The following is a 16,745-nucleotide window of genomic DNA, read 5'->3' as shown; positions in this document are numbered from 1 at the left end:
GGCACGGTCAGTGTCCGGGTCAGCCCCCAGCCGGGCGCCCTGGCACCCCGGGGCACAAGAGGCTACTATGTGATATAGGTCAACTCAGGGTTGCCGGTTGGCCGCCCGGGCCCTTTACCCGCACCGTAGGAGAACGTACCCGTGCGCAAGCTCATAGCCACCGACCTGGACGGCACCATCCTGTTCGACCGGCAGGTCAGCCCCGAGGACCTGGCCGCCATGGAGCGCTGGCGCCGCGCAGGCCACCTCCTGGTGGTGGACACCGGCAAGTCCGTCTTCGCCACCAAGGACGCCCTGGGACCCTGCGGCGTCAGCTTCGACTACGCCGTGGCCTTTACCGGCGCCGTCCTGACCGACGGCGACTACCGGCTCCTGTCCGCCCGCTACCTGCCTGACGGGGTTGTCCAGGAGATTGTGTCACATCTCACCGGTATTTCCGGGATCACGGTGTTCGCCACCACCCTGGAGACCGACTACGTCCTGCTCAACACCCTGGAGGACGTCTCCTCCATCCTGCGCGTGTTCTCCCCCCTGGCCCTCACGGAGGTGGTTGACCACCGGTTTATCGGGGTGCCGGTGCGTGTGGCGGACGACGCCGAGAACGACCGTGTGGCGCAGGTCATTACGGAGTGCTGTGGCTCGGGCATCGAGCTGTACCGCAACCAGGACTTCCTCGACGTCGTGCCCGCGGGCTGCTCCAAGGGCCAGGGCCTGACCGACCTCCTGGCCGGTCCCCTGGCGGGCCAGGAGGTGGAGACCTGGAGCGTCGGGGACTCCTGGAACGACCTGAGCATGCACGCGGTGGCCGACCACGGTATCGCCCTGCCCTGGTCCCCTCCCCAGGTCGTCGCGGCCTGCGAGCGGGTGGTCCCCTCGGTGGCCGCGCTGATCGACTCGCTCCTGGAGGGCTGAGCCGTGGCCGCGGACCGTCTCCGTGCCGTCCTGTGGGACCTGGACGGCACGCTCATAGACTCCCAGCCCCTCTGGGACGAGGCCTTCCGGAGCCGCTGCCGGGCCCTGGGCGGCAGGCCCACGCCGGAGGCGGTGGCCGCCATCAGGGGGGTCTCGATCCGGCGTGTCCACGAGCTCATTGCCGCCACCGGCGCCACGTCCGGCCCTGAGGACCCGGCCACCGCGCAGGTCTTCGCCGCCATGGTCGCCGATGTCGGGGCCGCGGTCAGGGCCGACCCGCCCCTGCTGCCCGGGGCCCGGGAGGCCACCTCGGCCGCGGCCGACGCCGGGCTCGTCCAGGTGATCGTCACCCAGTCGCCGCGCGGCATAGTCGAGGCGGTGGCCCGCGCCCTGGATGACGTGTTCGCCGCGCTGGTCACCGGGGACGACGTGGCCTCGGGCAAGCCCAGCCCGGCGCCCTACGCCGCCGCCGTCCAGCGGCTGGGGCTGGGCCCCCGGGAGTGCGTGGTGGTGGAGGACTCGGCCGCCGGCGTGGCCTCGGCCCGCTCCAACGACCTCCGCGTCATCCAGGTCGGCGGGGCCAAGGTGTTCCCCGCCGACCCCGGTATCACCGTGGTGGGGGACCTGACGGCCGTCGTCCCGTACCTGTCCCCGGGGTCCGCTCCCCGCGGGGCGGTGGGGTGAGCCTCCAGGCCGCGGCGGAGCGTGAGCCTGACGACGCCCGCCCCCGCGGGGCGGTGGGGTGAGCGGAGGGTGGTGGCGCGCCCGCTGGTGGCCGCTGGGCCCGGTGCGCACCCGACCCGGGGCCAGTGCGTCATGGGAGACACGGTTAGGCCGACCGCGGATAAGCTTCCCCGCGCGGACGTGAGACACTGGTCCTGGCGTCAGGCCCTGGCGGGCCCGGCCTTCCGCCCTGGTGTAGCGGCAGCACGCAGGCCTTTGGAGCCTTGAGGCCCGGGTTCGAACCCTGGGGGCGGAGCGTGGTGGCAGGGGACGTACAATGCGTCCGTCCTGCTACCGACCCTGACCGCAGCGGTGCCTGTCACCGCGCACCATGAGAAGAGGACCCGTGGTCTCTACCGCCCCCGCCGCCGTCATCGTCATGGCTGCCGGCAAGGGAACTCGTATGAAGTCCGCCACACCCAAGGTCCTGCACCGCATTGGCGGGCGCAGCCTGCTGGACCACGCGCTCACCGCCGCCCGGGGCCTGGATCCCGCGCACCTGGTCGTCGTGGTGCGTCACGAGCGTGACGCCGTCGTGGCACACCTGGCCCAGGTGGCTCCTGACGCCGTGCCCGCCGACCAGGACGAGATCCCCGGCACCGGGCGAGCCGTGGCCTGCGGCCTGGCATCCCTCCCGGCCGACCTGACCGGCCCGGTGGTGGTCACCAGCGGCGACGTCCCCCTGCTGGACACCGCCACCCTGACCGCCCTGCTGGACCAGCACACCGAACGCGGCGACGCCGTCACCCTGCTGACCACCGAGCTGACCGACCCCACCGGCTACGGGCGCGTCATCCGCCAGGCCGACGGCACCGTCTCGGCCGTGGTCGAGCAGCGCGACGCCACCCCGGCCCAGCGCGCCGTCCGCGAGGTCAACGCCGGGATCTACGTCTTCGACGCCGCCTTCCTGCGTGAGTCCCTGACCACCCTGGGAACCGACAACGACCAGGGTGAGGTCTACCTCACCGACGTCGTCGCCCGCGCCCACGACGCCGGACGCCCCACCTCCGCCCTGGTCGTGACCGACCACTGGCTGGTGGAGGGCTGCAACGACCGCGCCCAGCTCGCCAGCCTCGGCGCCGAGCTCAACCGCCGCGTCCTGGCCCGCTGGATGGCCGCCGGCGTGGGCGTGGTCGACCCCGCCAGCACCTGGGTGGACGTCACTGCCACCCTGGCCCGGGACGTCGAGCTCGAGCCCGGCGTCCTGGTGCGCGGCACCACCACCGTCGGTGAGGGCACCCGCGTGGGCGCCTACACGGTCCTGACCGACGCCCACGTCCCGGCGGGCGCCGTCGTCCCGCCCCTCACGGAGCTTGACGCCTCCTCCTGAGCCCTCCCCGCCTCCCCGACAACCGAAACCGGCCTGACGCCACGCAGAGAGGAACCAAGCCCCATGACGGGTATCATCACCAGCGGCGAGAAGCGACTCGTCGTCGTCTCCGGACGCGCCCACCCCGAGCTCGCCGGCGACGTCGCCCGGGAGCTGGGCACCCAGGTGCTCTCCTCCACCTCCTACGACTTCGCCAACGGTGAGATCTACGTCCGTTTTAACGAGTCCGTACGCGGCTGTGACGTGTTCGTCATCCAGTCCCACGGCGACCGCGTCAACGACTGGCTCATGGAGCAGCTGATTATGGTGGACGCCCTCAAGCGCGCCTCCGCCAAGCGCATTACCGTGGTCGCCCCCTTCTTCCCCTACGCCCGCCAGGACAAGAAGCACCTGGGGCGCGAGCCCATTAGCGCCCGCCTGGTGGCCGACCTGTACAGGACCGCCGGTGCCGACCGCCTCATGAGCGTGGACCTGCACACCGCCCAGGAGCAGGGCTTCTTCGACGGCCCCTGGGACCACCTGTGGGCCCAGCCCGTGCTCGTGGACTACGTGCGCACCCGCGTGGACCCCTCGACCGCCACCGTGGTCTCTCCCGACGCCGGGCGCATCCGCGTGGCCGAGCGCTGGGCCAACGCCCTGGGTGGCACCCCCCTGGCGTTCGTCCACAAGACCCGTGACGTCACCCGCCCCAACGAGTCCGTGGCCAACCGGGTGGTGGGCGACGTGGCCGGGCGCTCCTGCGTGCTGGTGGACGACATGATCGACACCGGCGGCACCATTGCCAAGGCCGTCAAGGTCCTCCTGGACTCCGGGGCCAGGGACGTCATCGTCCTGGCCACCCACGGGGTCCTCTCCGGGCCCGCCGTCGAGCGCCTGTCCACCTGCGGGGCCCGGGAGGTCGTGGTCACCGACACCCTGCCGATCCCGGCGGCCAAGCGCTTTGAGCGCCTCACCATCCTGCCCATCGCCCCGCTCCTGGCCCGCGCCATTAAGGCGGTCTTCGACGACAAGAGCGTCACCAGCCTCTTTGAGCCGAGCAAGGGCTGAGGGCATCTAGGCGGACGTACCTTAGCCGTCGGAGACGTACCTTCGTCATTGTGGACGTACCCTAGAGGTCGTCTAGGGTACGTTCCCCGTGGCTAAGGTACGTCCACGGCGGCGACGTCGGGCCGGTGTACGGGGACGTTTTGCGCGGGGCGGGACATTTTGTGCACAGGGTGACGTTCTGCGCAGAAGGTAACCTCGATTGGTTACTTTCTGCGCAATCGGTTCCCCTGTGCACAAAATGTCTCCTCGTGAGGCTGCCCGTACCCGCCTAAAGGCTGACCGGTGTGGGTCTGACGTGCGAGGACGGGTTGTGACAGTGTGCAGGAGGGTGTTGTCGCGACCGGTGGTCCGGTATGCGGGGATATGTCGCCTACGTGAGCTCGACGAGGACGTCGGTGATCATGGCGACGGCGGCGACACGGCCGCCCTCTCGGATGATTATGTATCTTCCCGGCCACAGGCAAGGCAGGACGAGCTCCCTTACCAGAAAGTCTATCTTGACCTTCCAGACGGTGACCGAGACGAGCTCGGTCGGCTCCAGCACAATGGACATGGTGTACCCTGGGCTCTCGCTGCGTCCGGGGTGATGGCGCATATCCTCCTCAAGGAAGTCGCAGGTCGCGGCGTAGGGCCACGACGGCGGACCGTTGCGCCCTCCCTCCGGCCTGGGGTGAGAGCCACTCCATGACGGCCAGGGCCACGGGGTCGTCGATCGACATCATGGGCTGTCTCCTTCTGGGTAGGTTGTTCGAGATATCGCCAGGTCCAGGTATCTACGCAGCTCGGAGCGGGTGTGGTGGCTACTTGGGCCGCCAGCGTGCGATATTCCGGAGGAACTGTCCGCGGTCGTGTACAAGGGTGGCCACCCCTTAGTTTATATAATGTGCAACACGCGAGGTAATGGCGCTTCGACTACCTGCGCCAGCGTGGCGGGTTCCAGTGTGGCGGGTTATAGCGCGGACAGGGTAGAACCTGTTTGCAAGAAGCTGGGGCTCCTATTCGCGCCGCCGGTGGTGCTGCTGGCACCAGCACGGGCCCCGCCACCAGCACCCGCAGGACGCGCGCCGCCCGCTGCCCACGGGCCCCCGTACGAGCGACACCACCACTGGCCCCGCCGCCAGCGCCAGCACGAGTCCCAGCGCTGCCTGCCGGGTCTGCGGGTGCGCGTGGTGGGCGGGCGATTGTCCTCGACCCGGCCCCTCCGCTACCCCCGGGGTGAACCCGTTGGACGCCACCAGACCACCACCAGCACCGGCCCCCGTACGAGCGGCCCCGCCCCGGGACGTCTCCCGGGCCGAGGCGCGCGCTGCCCACGGCCCCGTAGCGACACCACCACCAGCCCCGCCACCGGCGGTGGCGCCAGGATGGGCCCCGCCAGCACGCGCACCACCCGCCGGGCGCGCCCGGCGCGCTGGGCTCACCACCCGGCGCCCTCGCCGTCGGGCTCGGCGCCCTCGTCGTCGGGGGTGAGGGGCCTGCCCAGGTCGAAGCGCTCGATCACCGCCCCGATCTGGGCGCTGTAGTCCACCCCCAGACGACGCTCGACCGTCTGGGCCAGCACCACCAGGTAGGGCACGGCCTCCTGCACACCCAGCAGACCAGCCTCCTGGCGGCCCGTCACCGCCAGGGGCGGCACGAACCCCAGCACCTGGTCGGCCTCCAGGGGCCCCAGACGCCCCAGGGCCACATCCACCAACGGCCGACCCGACACCTCGTCCACGTCGAAGTCCTCCCACGGGCTGGTGAACAGCAGACAGCCCATACGCTCACGCATCACCGGGTCGGCCATCTTCCCGGCGTTGTCGGCGTTGGGGTTGAGGGTGCCGTCCAGGGGGTCGACCCTCAGGGCCGGGCCCGAGACCTCCCCCCACAGGCACATCTGCCCCAGGGCCGTACGCCCCAGGCACCACCACACCTGATCAGGGAACGGCAGCACCACCCCCTCCAACCACGCCTCCACCGCAGGAGCCCACTCCAACGGGTCCGTCACCCAGAACCGCCCACCACCCAGACCCACGAACCCCAGACGCCTCCACACGTACAACACCGACGACGGCAGCACACCACCAAACCGCTCAAAGTACTCCTCAGGCACCGGACGCCCCACACCCACCGGCGCCCACAACCCCTCCTCCAGCAGACCCTCACGGATCTTCTGCTCCACCCATTCATCACCCCACGGCAGACCACTAACCATACACCCCACACTACACCGCCTCGTTTCTCACGGCACGGATTTCGGATAGCTCTACGCAGCCCTCTGAACGACGGCCTGGCACCTGTCTGACGACCAGAATCCGTGCGTGTGTCGCAATCTGAGGATCAGAACGAGGACCACCCTCAACCATGTCAAGGCTCGAGCCCCTGACCTGCGTGGATATTAGGTGTACAAAGATGAGAACGGGGTGGGGCCTGCTCTGATCCTCAGATTGCGACAGAACCAGGTGCTCCAATAGGGGTATCTCCCGGTACAGGCACCCGTCGTCGGACGCGGGCGCCGCACCGTTCGCCCCTACCTCTCCCGTACGGGACGCGCGCAACAGCGGACCACGATATCGGACTCCTCAGCACAGCGATAGGGCAAGGCCTAATCATGAGGGGCAGGGTGCCCTCTGTGGTGTTGTCGTGAGAAGACCCGGTGTGCTGTTTTACGTCCGTGGGTTAGAGGAGATTGCTGGCCGGGTTGTCGTCACCGGCGGGGAGAGGAGGATCCTCGTGGGGAGGAGCGGAGTACGCTATACCTCTCAGAATCGCCCATTATCTGTTCCACGGCGTCGTCCGGGCTGAGCGCGGACTCTCCCAGCATCCTCAGCTGGCTTAAGGTGGGGAACTTCATTCGTCTCAGGTCCCCGGCGTTGACCTGCGTATGTCCGGAGAATACGCGGAAGTAGTCGTCGACATGTTTTGAGTTGAGCCACACAACCAGTCCGGCCGCGGTCCGCGGATCTATGCCGTGCCCCTGCTGATGGATATAGTTAAGCTTGTTGTCAAAAGCGGGAGCGCGGTCGTCTGACCAGAGGGAGGCAACGATCCTCCGTCTTTCCTCCTTGGTCGAGAAACGCTTGACCAGGACATAGGAGCCAGCAGGTACCAGAAGTCCGGACGCATGCGCAGGAGCGGTCCTGAGCCACTGAGGCTTTCGGACCGTGCTGCGAGGGTGAACCACCTGAGCGTTCACCAGGTTGGCCGGGTAGACCATAGGGGCGTTGTGCCGACCGCTTCTGTCCGTCAGAAGGTCACGGGAACGGAATCCCACGACCTTTCCTGTGGAGACTGTCAGCCCGAGGTCCGCCAGGGTGTGCCGGACACGTTCCATCCACGACACCGCAGCGCCGTCCTCGTCCGACGCCGGAACAAAGATGAAGTCGTCCGTCACCACCTGAGAGTACGGGACCGACCGACTTGCCGGGGTGTCCCGATGGTCCAACGATGAGGACAACCGGACCTCCTGAGGGATGGCACCCCGCGTCGTCGCCACAATGATTGTCTCCTGAAGGACCCCCAGGTCACCGAATACCTGGGAACGTGACTGGAACGTATGGATGCAGTCGATTCTAAGGTGTGTCAACAGGGTGCGTCGGAACTCTGAGAAGTAGGTGCCGTTCATCCACGAGCGAGGTGTGATCGACACCTGCTGGCCGAGATCGGCCAGGAGCAGGGATCCCAGCGCCATAAAACCTGCGTAAATATTGGGTACTATGATTCCTGCGCTACGAAGGTCCCTGTCGAGCGTCGAACCTGACCTGATCTTACGGTACGGCGGGTTCTGGATCACCAGGTCGAACCGTTCGTCGGTTCCCAGGGCCCAGTTCACGAAGTCGTCCCGTACGAGAGTGGTCCGTACGCCGACGTCCTCTAGGCTTCCAAGAGTCTGGGCCAGGACGCCGTGCAGGCGCTCGTCGACCTCGACGGCGGTGACCTCCAGCCGGAGATCCGGGGCCTCGCGGCGTACCCGGTCCACGACGGCAGCGGACAGCACGCCCGAGCCGGCACCCGGGTCAAGTACGCGCAGGACTCCCTGACGCGGTAGGCGGGGCAGGGCTGCCATGAGCCGCGCGACCTCGATCGGGGTGAGGAACTGGCCCAGATCCGCCCGAGCGCCGTCGTCGAGCGCGGCCAGTCCGGCGTCGCGTCGCCCGGCAGCCAGTGAGAGCAGATCCACGGCCCTAGGCTACCGGGTCTGTCCTGCGGCGTCTGGTGGCCGTGGGCGTCCCCTGCCCTCCCCGGGCCCCGAGGGCATTGCCGTCTCAACGAGGACAGCACCCGGCCCGGACGTCTCCCGTGGCCGGGGGCACTGGCGGGTGTGTGGGTTGCTCAGGGCCTCGGCGCTCGGCTCCCCGTGGCCGGGGGCACCGGGCTCCTTAACGCCACGGGGTGTAGACCTCCCCGTGGCCCGGGAGTATTGCTGCGGAGCTTGTGGACCCGTGGCGGGACATCTCCGCAGCCTGGGAACACTGGTCCCGCCCGGGCGCGGGTCGGGAGCGCCAGGTGTCTATACCCCACGGTCCGGGAGCTGGTTGGCCGGAGTCCGTCAGGCTGCTGCGCCAGTGAGTGTCCCTCACATGGCGTTGTCCTTCTCGATAATGCTGGAGCGGCTTGAGGGGTCGGCGGCCGTAATGGCCTCCTGGAGGGAGCGCATAAAGCGCCGGTACACGCCGTAGCCGTCAATGTACCTGGGAGAGACCGGGATGACGTAGAAGTACGTCATCCTGCTGGTCGAGTAGTTCTCCATCCTGCAGGTGACGCGGGTGCGGTACCCGTCCGACGACGTCGCGACCACGAACTCGATGATCGTGCCACCCATCAGGTTCTTGACGTTGAGACGGGCCGAGGTCCCGTCCCGCCCCACCATCCTAATGGTGCGCTGGCGCTCGGCGACCTGCGCCACGAGATTGAGCACGGTATCCACCGGCAGCGTGGTCAGCGCCTCAATGCGCGAGTTGTGGTACTTGTGCTGCTTTGCCATGAGCGTTCCTCCCCTAGCGGTGCGCGCACGAGTGCGGCCCCTGGTGCGGTCGGGCCGGGACGCCGCGACCACGATACTGCGACCGCGGGTCTCCCGAGCCGGAGATTACCTGTCCTGCGGACGGATCAGATTCTCTGGTCGGCCGGGGCGACTGTCAACCGCTGAGGGGGGTGGGTACCAGAACCTGTATGCGCTGCACGCTCCGCAGGGAGCGTGAGCTGCGGGTTAGCCACCTGAAGGGCAATGCGCTGTTGATGATGAAAGAGGGTCATATAAATGCCTTGGGATTATTACGATCAGATAACGGATGGCCCGATGTGACCTGTAAATCAACCGCCCGGTTCCTGTGAGGGGCATATAACTGGGCTCCCTCACCTCCCGTCGGAGAGCGCTACCCTGTACCCCGGGGCGGCCGGGGTTCCCCACGAGGTCGCCGACGACGGCGGTGCCCCAGGGCACTGGCCCGGGTCCAGGGGGCCGTCGTGGCGGGCGCCACCCCGTGCCCCGGGGCGGCGGACCGCGGCGGTGTCGTGCGCGCCCTCGAACTCGGGCGCCACCTCGTGCCCCAGGGCGGTGGCCCAGTGCCTCAGCTACGGGTGGCCGCCGCCAGGGCCTGGTCCAGGTCCGCCACCAGGTCATGGGCGTTCTCAATCCCCACGCTCAGGCGTAGGAGCCGGTCGCTCAGCCCGTAGGCAGCCCGCGTGGCCAGCGGGACGTCGGCGTGGGTCTGCACGGCGGGACAGGTCACCAGGGACTCCACCCCGCCCAGGGACTCGGCGAAGGTGAAGACCCGCACCGCCCCCAGGAAGGCGGCGACGTCCACTTGCGGCGCCAGGTCGAAGGAGACCATGCCGCTGCGTCCCGGGTAGAGGACCCTGGTGACGGCGTCGCTGCCCTCCAGGTACTCCACGACGGCCCGGGCGTTGGCCTCGTGCCGGTCCATACGTACCGCCAGGGTCTTCAGGCCCCGCAGCAGCAGGAAGGAGTCAAGGGGCCCCAGCGTGGCGCCGGTGGTGTTAAGACGGTACTGGAGGCGCTCGCCCAGCTCGGCGTCGGCCACCGTGACCACGCCCGCCATGACGTCGTTGTGCCCGCCCAGGTACTTGGTGGCCGAGTACACCACGGCGTCGGCCCCTAGCTCCAGGGGACGCAGCAGGTAGGGGGTGAGGAAGGTGTTGTCCACCACCAGCAGAGCCCCGGCGTCGTGCGCCAGGGTGGACACGGTGGCGACGTCGAACTGGGTCATCATGGGGTTGGTGGGGGTCTCGATCACGACCAGGCTGGCGGGGTCGGCCAGGGCCCGGCGCAGCCCCTCCTCGCCCCTGACGAAGTCCACCTGGTAGGCGCCCTCCTCGACCAGGACCTCCAGGAAGCGGTAGGTGCCGCCGTAGAGGTCCTCCAGGGCCACGATCCGGCTCCTGTGCGGGGCCAGCGTGCGTACCGCGAGCTCGACGGCCGCCATCCCCGAGGACAGCGCGAAGGAGGCGCTCCCGCCGTCCAGGAGCGCCAGGGCGTCCTGGAGCACGTCGCGGGTGGGGCTGGCGGTGCGCGTGTAGTCGTAGCCGGTGGACTGGCGCAGGCCCGGGTGCCCGTAGGCGGTGGACAGGTGGATGGGGGTGGTGATGGCGCCGGTGGCGGGGTCGGTGCCGGTGCCCGCCTGCGCCAGGACGGTCTCTATGGCGTACTGCGCCCCGGAGGTGTCCCCCTGCCAGCTGGCGTGGTGGTGGACGGGTGCGTGGCGTGCGGCGTGGTGCGGCGCTGCGGGGGCGCCGGGCTGGTCCGGGGCCTCGCCGGGGTGGGTGGTGGCACTGTGGGGGCGTGGTGAGGGGGTGGTGGTCATTGTGGTTCCCGTTCCGTGTGGTTGAGGTGCTGGTACCGGTCCTGCCGACCGGTGCTCCCGGGGTCTGCTTACTGTTGGTCGTACCGTGGCTGGTTCTGTCACTTTAGTGAGGGCGGTTCCCTGCGCCGCGTACGGCCAGGCTCCTGACCTGCGCAGACAGCTGGCTTCCGGGGGAGAGGCCGGGGTGGGCTGGGCCGTGGGGCCCGTCTGCGTGGGCGGCGGTGCGTGATGCGTGTGCTGCGTGGAGCAGCTTGACCGAGGCCGGTCTGTGTGGCGTCGAGTTCGCCGTGCCCTGTCTGCGTGGACCAGCTGGGATGGCTCTGGCCCTGGTGGTGAAGCGCTGTGCCCCGTCTGCGTGGGCCAGCTGGCCTCCGAGGTCAGGGCGGTCCTGAGAGCTGGACCGCCTTCCGTTCTCACGGCAAACAAGTACCGTTCTCGCGACGAACAAGTACCGTTCTCGCGAGCAATAAGTACCGTTCTCACGACGAATAAGTACCGTTCTCGCGGAGGGGACGGGGGCGAGGACGGGGGCGGGGGTGGTGGTGCAGGGTCTGGACCGCGCGCTCCAGGCGGTCCAGGGCCGCGTCCAGGGTGGCCCGGGGGCAGGCCACGTTCATGCGGGTGAAGCCCTCGCCCCCGGTCCCGAAGACGGCGCCGTCGTCGAGCCACAGGCCCGCCTGATCCAGCATGAAGGCGTCCAGCTCACCCGCCTCCAGGCCGGTGTCCGCCAGCAGGCCGGTGCAGTCCAGCCACAGCAGGTAGGTGCCCTCGCAGGGGGTGGCCGTGATACCCGGGATCCGCTCCAGGCGCCGGGCCACGTGGGCGTGGGCGCGGGCAATGTGCTCGCGCAGGGCGTCCAGCCACTCGTCCCCGCCCTCGTAGGCGGCGCGGCAGGCCACCAGCCCCAGGACGCCGGGCTGGGAGTAGCCCACGGCGTCCAGCTCGGTGCGGAAGGCGGCGCGCAGGCCGGGGTCGGCAATGAGGATATTGGCCACCTGGAGGCCGGCCAGGTTGAAGGACTTCGACGGCGAGGTGCAGCTAATGGTCCGGGCCGCCACCTGACGCCCCAGGGAGGCGAACGGGGTGGTCCGGTAGCCGGGCAGGGCCAGGTCGGCGTGGATCTCGTCGGCCACCACCGTCACCCTGTGGCGGCCGGTGACCTCGGCCAGGTCGGCCAGCTCATCGCGTGACCACACCCGACCCACCGGGTTGTGCGGGTTGCACAGGATGAGCAGGCGGGCCCCGCTGGCCTGGAGGGCCTGCTCCAGGGCCCCCAGGTCGCGGCGGTAGGCGCCGTCAGCCCCTCGCACCAGCGGCACGGACACCACGCGCCGCCCGGCACCCTCCACGACCTGGCGGAACGGGTAGTAGACGGGCTCCTCAATGACCACGCCCTCCCCGGGACCGGTGCAGGCACGTACCGCCAGGGCCAGGGCGGGCACGACGCCGGGGGTCACCACGTTCCACTCCGGGTCCACCTGCCAGTCGTAGCGGCGGGAGAACCAGTTGCGCAGGGCCCGGTCGTAGGCGGCGTCGGGCTCGGAGTAGCCGAAGATCGCGTGGCGCACCCGCCACAGCAGGGCGTTGGTCACGCAGGGGGCGGTGGCGTGGTCCATGTCCGCCACCCACAACGGCAGGGCGTCCTGGGGCCGACGTCGCCGGGCGGCGAAGTCCCACTTCAGGCTCCCCGTGCCACGGCGGTCGGCAACAAGGTCGAACTGGCTGGGGGCGTCGGGAAGGAAGGTGCCGGGGAAGGCCGTGGCGCCGGAAAGAGAGGCGCCGGGGAAGTCGGCGCCTCCCAGGGCGGCGGGTGCGGTGCCCGGGGTGCTCGGGGAGGCGGCGCTACCCGGGAGGGTAGCGGTGCCCGGGGCGGTGGTACCCGGGAGGGTGGGCGAGGTATTGCTGAGGCCGCCGTCCGGGAGGGTGGGCGCGGTGGTCAGGGGGGCGGGTGCGGTCGTGGTCATGGCGGGGCTCCTGGGGACGGTGGCGCGACGGCTACCTCATGCGTCCGGGTCGACTCGCTCCGGGCGGCCAGCTCGCTCTGGTCCTCGCTCCGACCGGAGCCGGGCCAGCTCCGGGCGGCCAGCTCCAACTTCCGGGGCGTGGACCAAGGCCAGCCCGGGACGTGGACCGGAGCCGACCCGACGTCGGCCGGAGCCAGCCCGGGACCGGCGCGGTCGGCGGGGCTGAGGTAGGGCGCCGTCAAGGTGTCTGGGGGGCGGATGAACACGGGGGCGGGCACAGGCCCCCGCGGAGTGCGACGAGCAGCACACGCGGCTCGGACTCTGACCGTATTGGGGCTACAGCGACGGCTGGCGCTGTCAGCGCATGCGCATTCGACCCACGACCGGGGTGCGCACCGTCAAAGCGCAGGTCAGAAGGGTCGAAGCAGCCATGCCATCACCATACTCCCTGCCCACCGGGGTGCGCTCGGTGGCGCGCTGAGGTTCGTCTCACGGCCAACCTGTGGCCTGCGGATCCGGGATTTTTACCTCAAAGTATGCTTGACGTGCAACAATACAGGCATGACCAGCATATCCGGCAGACCGGCATCGTCTGGACCTCGCAGGACCCTTCCTCGCGCGCACTACCGGCGCAGGGGAGGGCCCGGCAGGGGACCGGGCCGCCCCCGCACGGGCAGCGAGGACAAGCGCGAGCGCATCCTCGCTGAGGCCGTCACGATCTTCGGGACGCACGGCTACTGGGGCACCACGCTGGCCCAGGTCGCCCGGGCCGCGGAGATCTCCAAGGCCGGCCTCCTGCACCACTTCCCGAGCAAGGACGCCCTCTTCGCCGAGGTCCTCCAGCGCCGCGACGCCGAGGACGTCATCGCCTTCCTGGCCACCGAGGGGGAGGATCCCTGGATCTTCCTGGACCAGTGGCTGGACATTATGGAGCGCAACGTGCGCCACCGTGAGTTCGTGGCCGTCTACACGGCCATGACCCCCACCGTCCTGGACGCCACCCACCCGGGGCACGCCTGGATGGCGGGCCACCTGGCCGAAACCATCCGCCTCATTGAGCAGAGCTTCGAGCGGGGCAAGAGGAAGGGGCTGGTGCGCGCCGAGATGCCCTCCCGGATGGTGGCCCGCACCCTGACCGCCCTGAGCGACGGCCTCCAGATCCAGTGGCTGTGCGCCACCACGCCGGACACGGCCGCCGGTGCGGAGGTCGCCACCGGGATGGTGGAGGAGATCCGCCTGTACGTGGACACCGTCCGCGACCAGTGGAGCCTGCGGGCCTGAGGCCCGCCTACCCCTGCTCCCGCCCTAGGCCCTGGGGGCGGTTCAGCATCCCCCACAGGGCGAACCAGCGGTTCACCACCACCGGGGCCGCGAAGCTCTGGCCGTACTCAAAGGCCAGCTCTCCCGCCCGTGCCCGCGCCTCGGCGTCGGACATGAGCGCCCCCAGCGTCTCCTGGAACGCCTGGCGGTCCCCGTTGGGCACGAGGAACGCGTCAGGCCCGGCGGACATACGGATCCCCGCCGTGCAGTCGTAGGCCACCGTGGGCAGCCCCACCATGTTCGCCTCCAGGACCGACATGCCCAGGCCCTCGGCGCGTGAGGGCAGGGCGTGGATGGCGGCCCCGCGCAGCACCTTCCCAATGTCCTGGACCGTCCCGCACAGGGCGATGTCGGCCCCGCTGGCCTCGGCCTGCGCCTCCAGGGACTCCCTGGCCGGCCCGTCCCCGTAGATCCGCAGCTTCCACCCCGCCGGGGCGACGGCAGCGAAGGCCTCGATCAGGTGGTCCACCTGCTTGGCGCGGGCCAGCCTGCCCAGGTAGACCACCGTCTGGGAGGTGGCGGGGTCCGCCCGGCCCAGCAGCGGGGGCGCCGGGTCCACGAGGCACACCGCCTCCAGGCCCCAGCCCGCCAGCGCGCCGATCCCCGACGGGGTGAGCACCGAGACCACCCGGGACACCTGGGCGGCCTGACGGACCAGGTCACACTGCCTGGGCGTGAGGCTGGACATGTCCTCGTGGACCTGGGAGACCAGGATCCTGGGCCTCACCCCCGCCTGGGCCAGAAGGAGCGTGGACTCCAGGCCGGCCCCTATCACCATCGTGCCCTCGTCCCAGGAGCTGGCCAGGCAGTGCATCCACACCCGGACCAGCGGCCACCACAGCGCGCCCACCACGCGGCGCACCGGCCGCAGCCCCTGCCGGGAGCGCTCGAACCCCGCCATCCTGCTGGTCAGGCGCCGACCGGGGAAGGGGTTCACGACGTGGTGGCGGTCCCGCAGGTCGTCGTCGCAGGGGCCGAAGCACCACAGATCCACGTCCAGCCCCCGCCGTCTCATCTCGGTGGCCAGCAGGTCCGTGGCCGAGACGATCCCGTTGGGCCGGTGCAGGTCGTCTATGAGGAAGACGACCCTGGTCAGAGGGGGCGGGTCGGAAGGGTACTCACGCATGGCACCAGCCTAGACTGTGACCTTGTCGTGACCGAGCCGTAACCCTGTCGTGAGGACTGCCTGGTTGCTAGGATGAGATGGCTTGAAACCACTCAAGGAGATTGTCTCGTGATCACTATCCGCCAGGCCGCCTACGGTGAGGCCACCACCGGACAGGGCACGCCGTTGAGTGTGTCGGCCCGGACCGGTGACCTCCTCGTCCTGATTACCTGCTCCCAGTTCGGCCACGTCGGACGCGACGGCGTCCCCTCAGGCTGGACCTCGGTCTACTCCGACGGCTCCACCAGCCGCAACCGCTCCGGCCTGGTCGCCTGGAGCTGGGCCACCGGCCCTGACGACGCCACCAACCTGCAGTGGTGGAGCACCAGCCCCGACAACACCTCCCGCCAGCGGGCCCTGCTGCTGGCCGTCTCCGGCGTCCTGCCCGACAGCACCCCCCAGTGCGCGGGCTGGCAGGCGGACCCCGACACACCGCCCACCACGGGCCTGGTGGTCGCCCAGGAGCACGGCACCCAGTGGGCCCCCGTCAACGCCTTCACCATTGACGGGGCCAAGGTGGTCCACCCCGGGGTGGCCAGCAACCTGTCATCCTGGTCCACGCTGCGCGCCCTGCTGACCACCAAGGGCGGCACGCTCACCCCCGGCACCGAGGGCTCCACCTGCGCCTGGACCTCCATCGCCCTCCAGCCCGCCCCGGAGACCCAGGCCGCCGGGCAGCAGAAGACCACCTCGGTGGTCGTCGTCGGCTCCGACGGCCAGCGCACCCCCGCCACCCCCCAGAACGTCTCCCCCTCCGCCCCGGCCACCGTCTCGGGCCTGCTGACCCGCTCCACCCCCTGGCTGGTGGCCCACCGGGGCGGCAGCGCCAACTGGCCCGAGATGAGCCTGAAGGCCTACACCGAGAGCGTGTCGCGCGGCGTGGAGGCCCTGGAGCTCTCCTTCACCCTGACCTCCGACGGCGTCGCCGCCGCCCTGCACGACCAGACCCTGCAGCGGGTGGACCCCACCGCCCCCGACACCCCGGTGGGCTCCATGACCTGGGAGCAGGTGCGCCAGTACCACACCGTGGGCGAGCCCATTATCTGCCTCCAGGACCTCCAGGCCGCCTTCGGCCAGGACCACGTGCTGTTCATCGACCCCAAGTACAGCGCCGCCCAGCACGCCACCTACCTTCCGTGGCTGGACCCCGAGCGCACGATCCTGAAGTTCTCCGGGGACGCCGCCTGGCTGGCCGACATCTGGAGGCGCCAGGGCTTCACCACCTGGGGCTACATGTACGCCGACTCCATCGACGACGGCCGGGCCGAGGCCTGGGCACGACACTGGGACCTGATTGGGGTACCCTGGGACGCTCCCGAGAGCACCTGGGCCAAGGCCGCGACCTACGGCAAGCCGATCCTGGGCCACATCTGCCCCAGCCAGGCGGCCCTGGACGCCTGCATCGGGCACGGCGCCGTGGGCGCCATGTGCTCGGCCGTGGACGGCCTGGTCCGGCCATGACGTCCCCGCACCCACAC

General features: G+C 70.0%; 13 protein-coding genes and 1 tRNA gene. 7 read left to right on the top strand and 7 right to left on the bottom strand.

What is annotated here, in order from left to right; translation table 11 throughout:
- The first annotated feature begins 141 nt into the window (after positions 1–141).
- From JJJ15_RS06195 to JJJ15_RS06175, 5 genes are all read left to right on the top strand, one after another.
- Positions 142–912 (top strand): HAD family hydrolase, encoded by a 771-nt coding sequence (locus JJJ15_RS06195; protein ID WP_200511802.1) that lies wholly within the window; start codon positions 142–144, stop codon positions 910–912.
- Between the two features lie 3 nt (positions 913–915).
- Entirely contained in the window at positions 916–1,596 is a 681-nt protein-coding gene (locus tag JJJ15_RS06190; protein WP_200511801.1) for an HAD family phosphatase, read from the top strand.
- Between the two features lie 223 nt (positions 1,597–1,819).
- Positions 1,820–1,891 (top strand) — tRNA-Gln (locus JJJ15_RS06185).
- A gap of 90 nt (positions 1,892–1,981) precedes the next feature.
- Complete coding sequence (locus tag JJJ15_RS06180; RefSeq protein ID WP_246742192.1) at positions 1,982–2,965, top strand: NTP transferase domain-containing protein; 984 nt, start codon at positions 1,982–1,984, stop codon at positions 2,963–2,965.
- Positions 2,966–3,028: 63 nt separating this feature from the next.
- Positions 3,029–4,012: a ribose-phosphate diphosphokinase gene (locus tag JJJ15_RS06175; protein WP_200511799.1), complete on the top strand. Its 984-nt coding sequence runs from the start codon at positions 3,029–3,031 to the stop codon at positions 4,010–4,012.
- A 370-nt stretch (positions 4,013–4,382) separates the two neighbouring features.
- Here the strand turns inward: JJJ15_RS06175 and JJJ15_RS06170 are convergent, their stop codons facing one another.
- The 6 genes from JJJ15_RS06170 to JJJ15_RS06145 form a co-directional block, all read right to left on the bottom strand.
- Positions 4,383–4,556: a hypothetical protein gene (locus JJJ15_RS06170; RefSeq protein ID WP_200511798.1), complete on the bottom strand. Its 174-nt coding sequence runs from the start codon at positions 4,554–4,556 to the stop codon at positions 4,383–4,385.
- A gap of 873 nt (positions 4,557–5,429) precedes the next feature.
- Positions 5,430–6,209 (bottom strand): GAD-like domain-containing protein, encoded by a 780-nt coding sequence (locus tag JJJ15_RS06165; protein ID WP_200511797.1) that lies wholly within the window; start codon positions 6,207–6,209, stop codon positions 5,430–5,432.
- A 492-nt stretch (positions 6,210–6,701) separates the two neighbouring features.
- Complete coding sequence (locus JJJ15_RS06160; protein WP_200511796.1) at positions 6,702–8,174, bottom strand: Eco57I restriction-modification methylase domain-containing protein; 1,473 nt, start codon at positions 8,172–8,174, stop codon at positions 6,702–6,704.
- A 396-nt stretch (positions 8,175–8,570) separates the two neighbouring features.
- Positions 8,571–8,978, bottom strand: coding sequence for a hypothetical protein (locus JJJ15_RS06155; protein WP_106109915.1), 408 nt, complete (start codon positions 8,976–8,978; stop codon positions 8,571–8,573).
- Positions 8,979–9,564: 586 nt separating this feature from the next.
- On the bottom strand, positions 9,565–10,818 hold the full coding sequence (locus tag JJJ15_RS06150) for a PLP-dependent transferase (protein ID WP_200511795.1): 1,254 nt from the start codon (positions 10,816–10,818) through the stop codon (positions 9,565–9,567).
- 479 nt (positions 10,819–11,297) lie between these two features.
- Positions 11,298–12,782 carry a MalY/PatB family protein gene (locus JJJ15_RS06145; RefSeq protein WP_200511794.1) on the bottom strand — a complete coding sequence of 495 codons (1,485 nt, stop codon included), beginning with the start codon at positions 12,780–12,782 and terminating at the stop codon, positions 11,298–11,300.
- Between the two features lie 561 nt (positions 12,783–13,343).
- Between JJJ15_RS06145 and JJJ15_RS06140 the strand changes: the two genes are divergently transcribed.
- On the top strand, positions 13,344–14,063 hold the full coding sequence (locus JJJ15_RS06140; protein WP_106109913.1) for a TetR/AcrR family transcriptional regulator: 720 nt from the start codon (positions 13,344–13,346) through the stop codon (positions 14,061–14,063).
- Positions 14,064–14,070: 7 nt separating this feature from the next.
- On the opposite strand, the gene JJJ15_RS06135 is transcribed toward JJJ15_RS06140, so the two are convergent.
- Entirely contained in the window at positions 14,071–15,228 is a 1,158-nt protein-coding gene (locus JJJ15_RS06135) for a glycosyltransferase (protein WP_200511793.1), read from the bottom strand.
- A 108-nt stretch (positions 15,229–15,336) separates the two neighbouring features.
- Between JJJ15_RS06135 and JJJ15_RS06130 the strand changes: the two genes are divergently transcribed.
- Positions 15,337–16,728 carry a glycerophosphodiester phosphodiesterase family protein gene (locus JJJ15_RS06130; protein ID WP_106109911.1) on the top strand — a complete coding sequence of 464 codons (1,392 nt, stop codon included), beginning with the start codon at positions 15,337–15,339 and terminating at the stop codon, positions 16,726–16,728.
- Positions 16,729–16,745 lie beyond the last annotated feature (17 nt).

It is taken from the genome of Actinomyces sp. HMT897 (assembly GCF_016626125.1).
Classification (GTDB): Bacteria; Actinomycetota; Actinomycetes; order Actinomycetales; family Actinomycetaceae; genus Actinomyces.
Note: the sequence above shows the minus strand (reverse complement) of the source record. Positions and strands in the feature narration are given on the sequence as shown.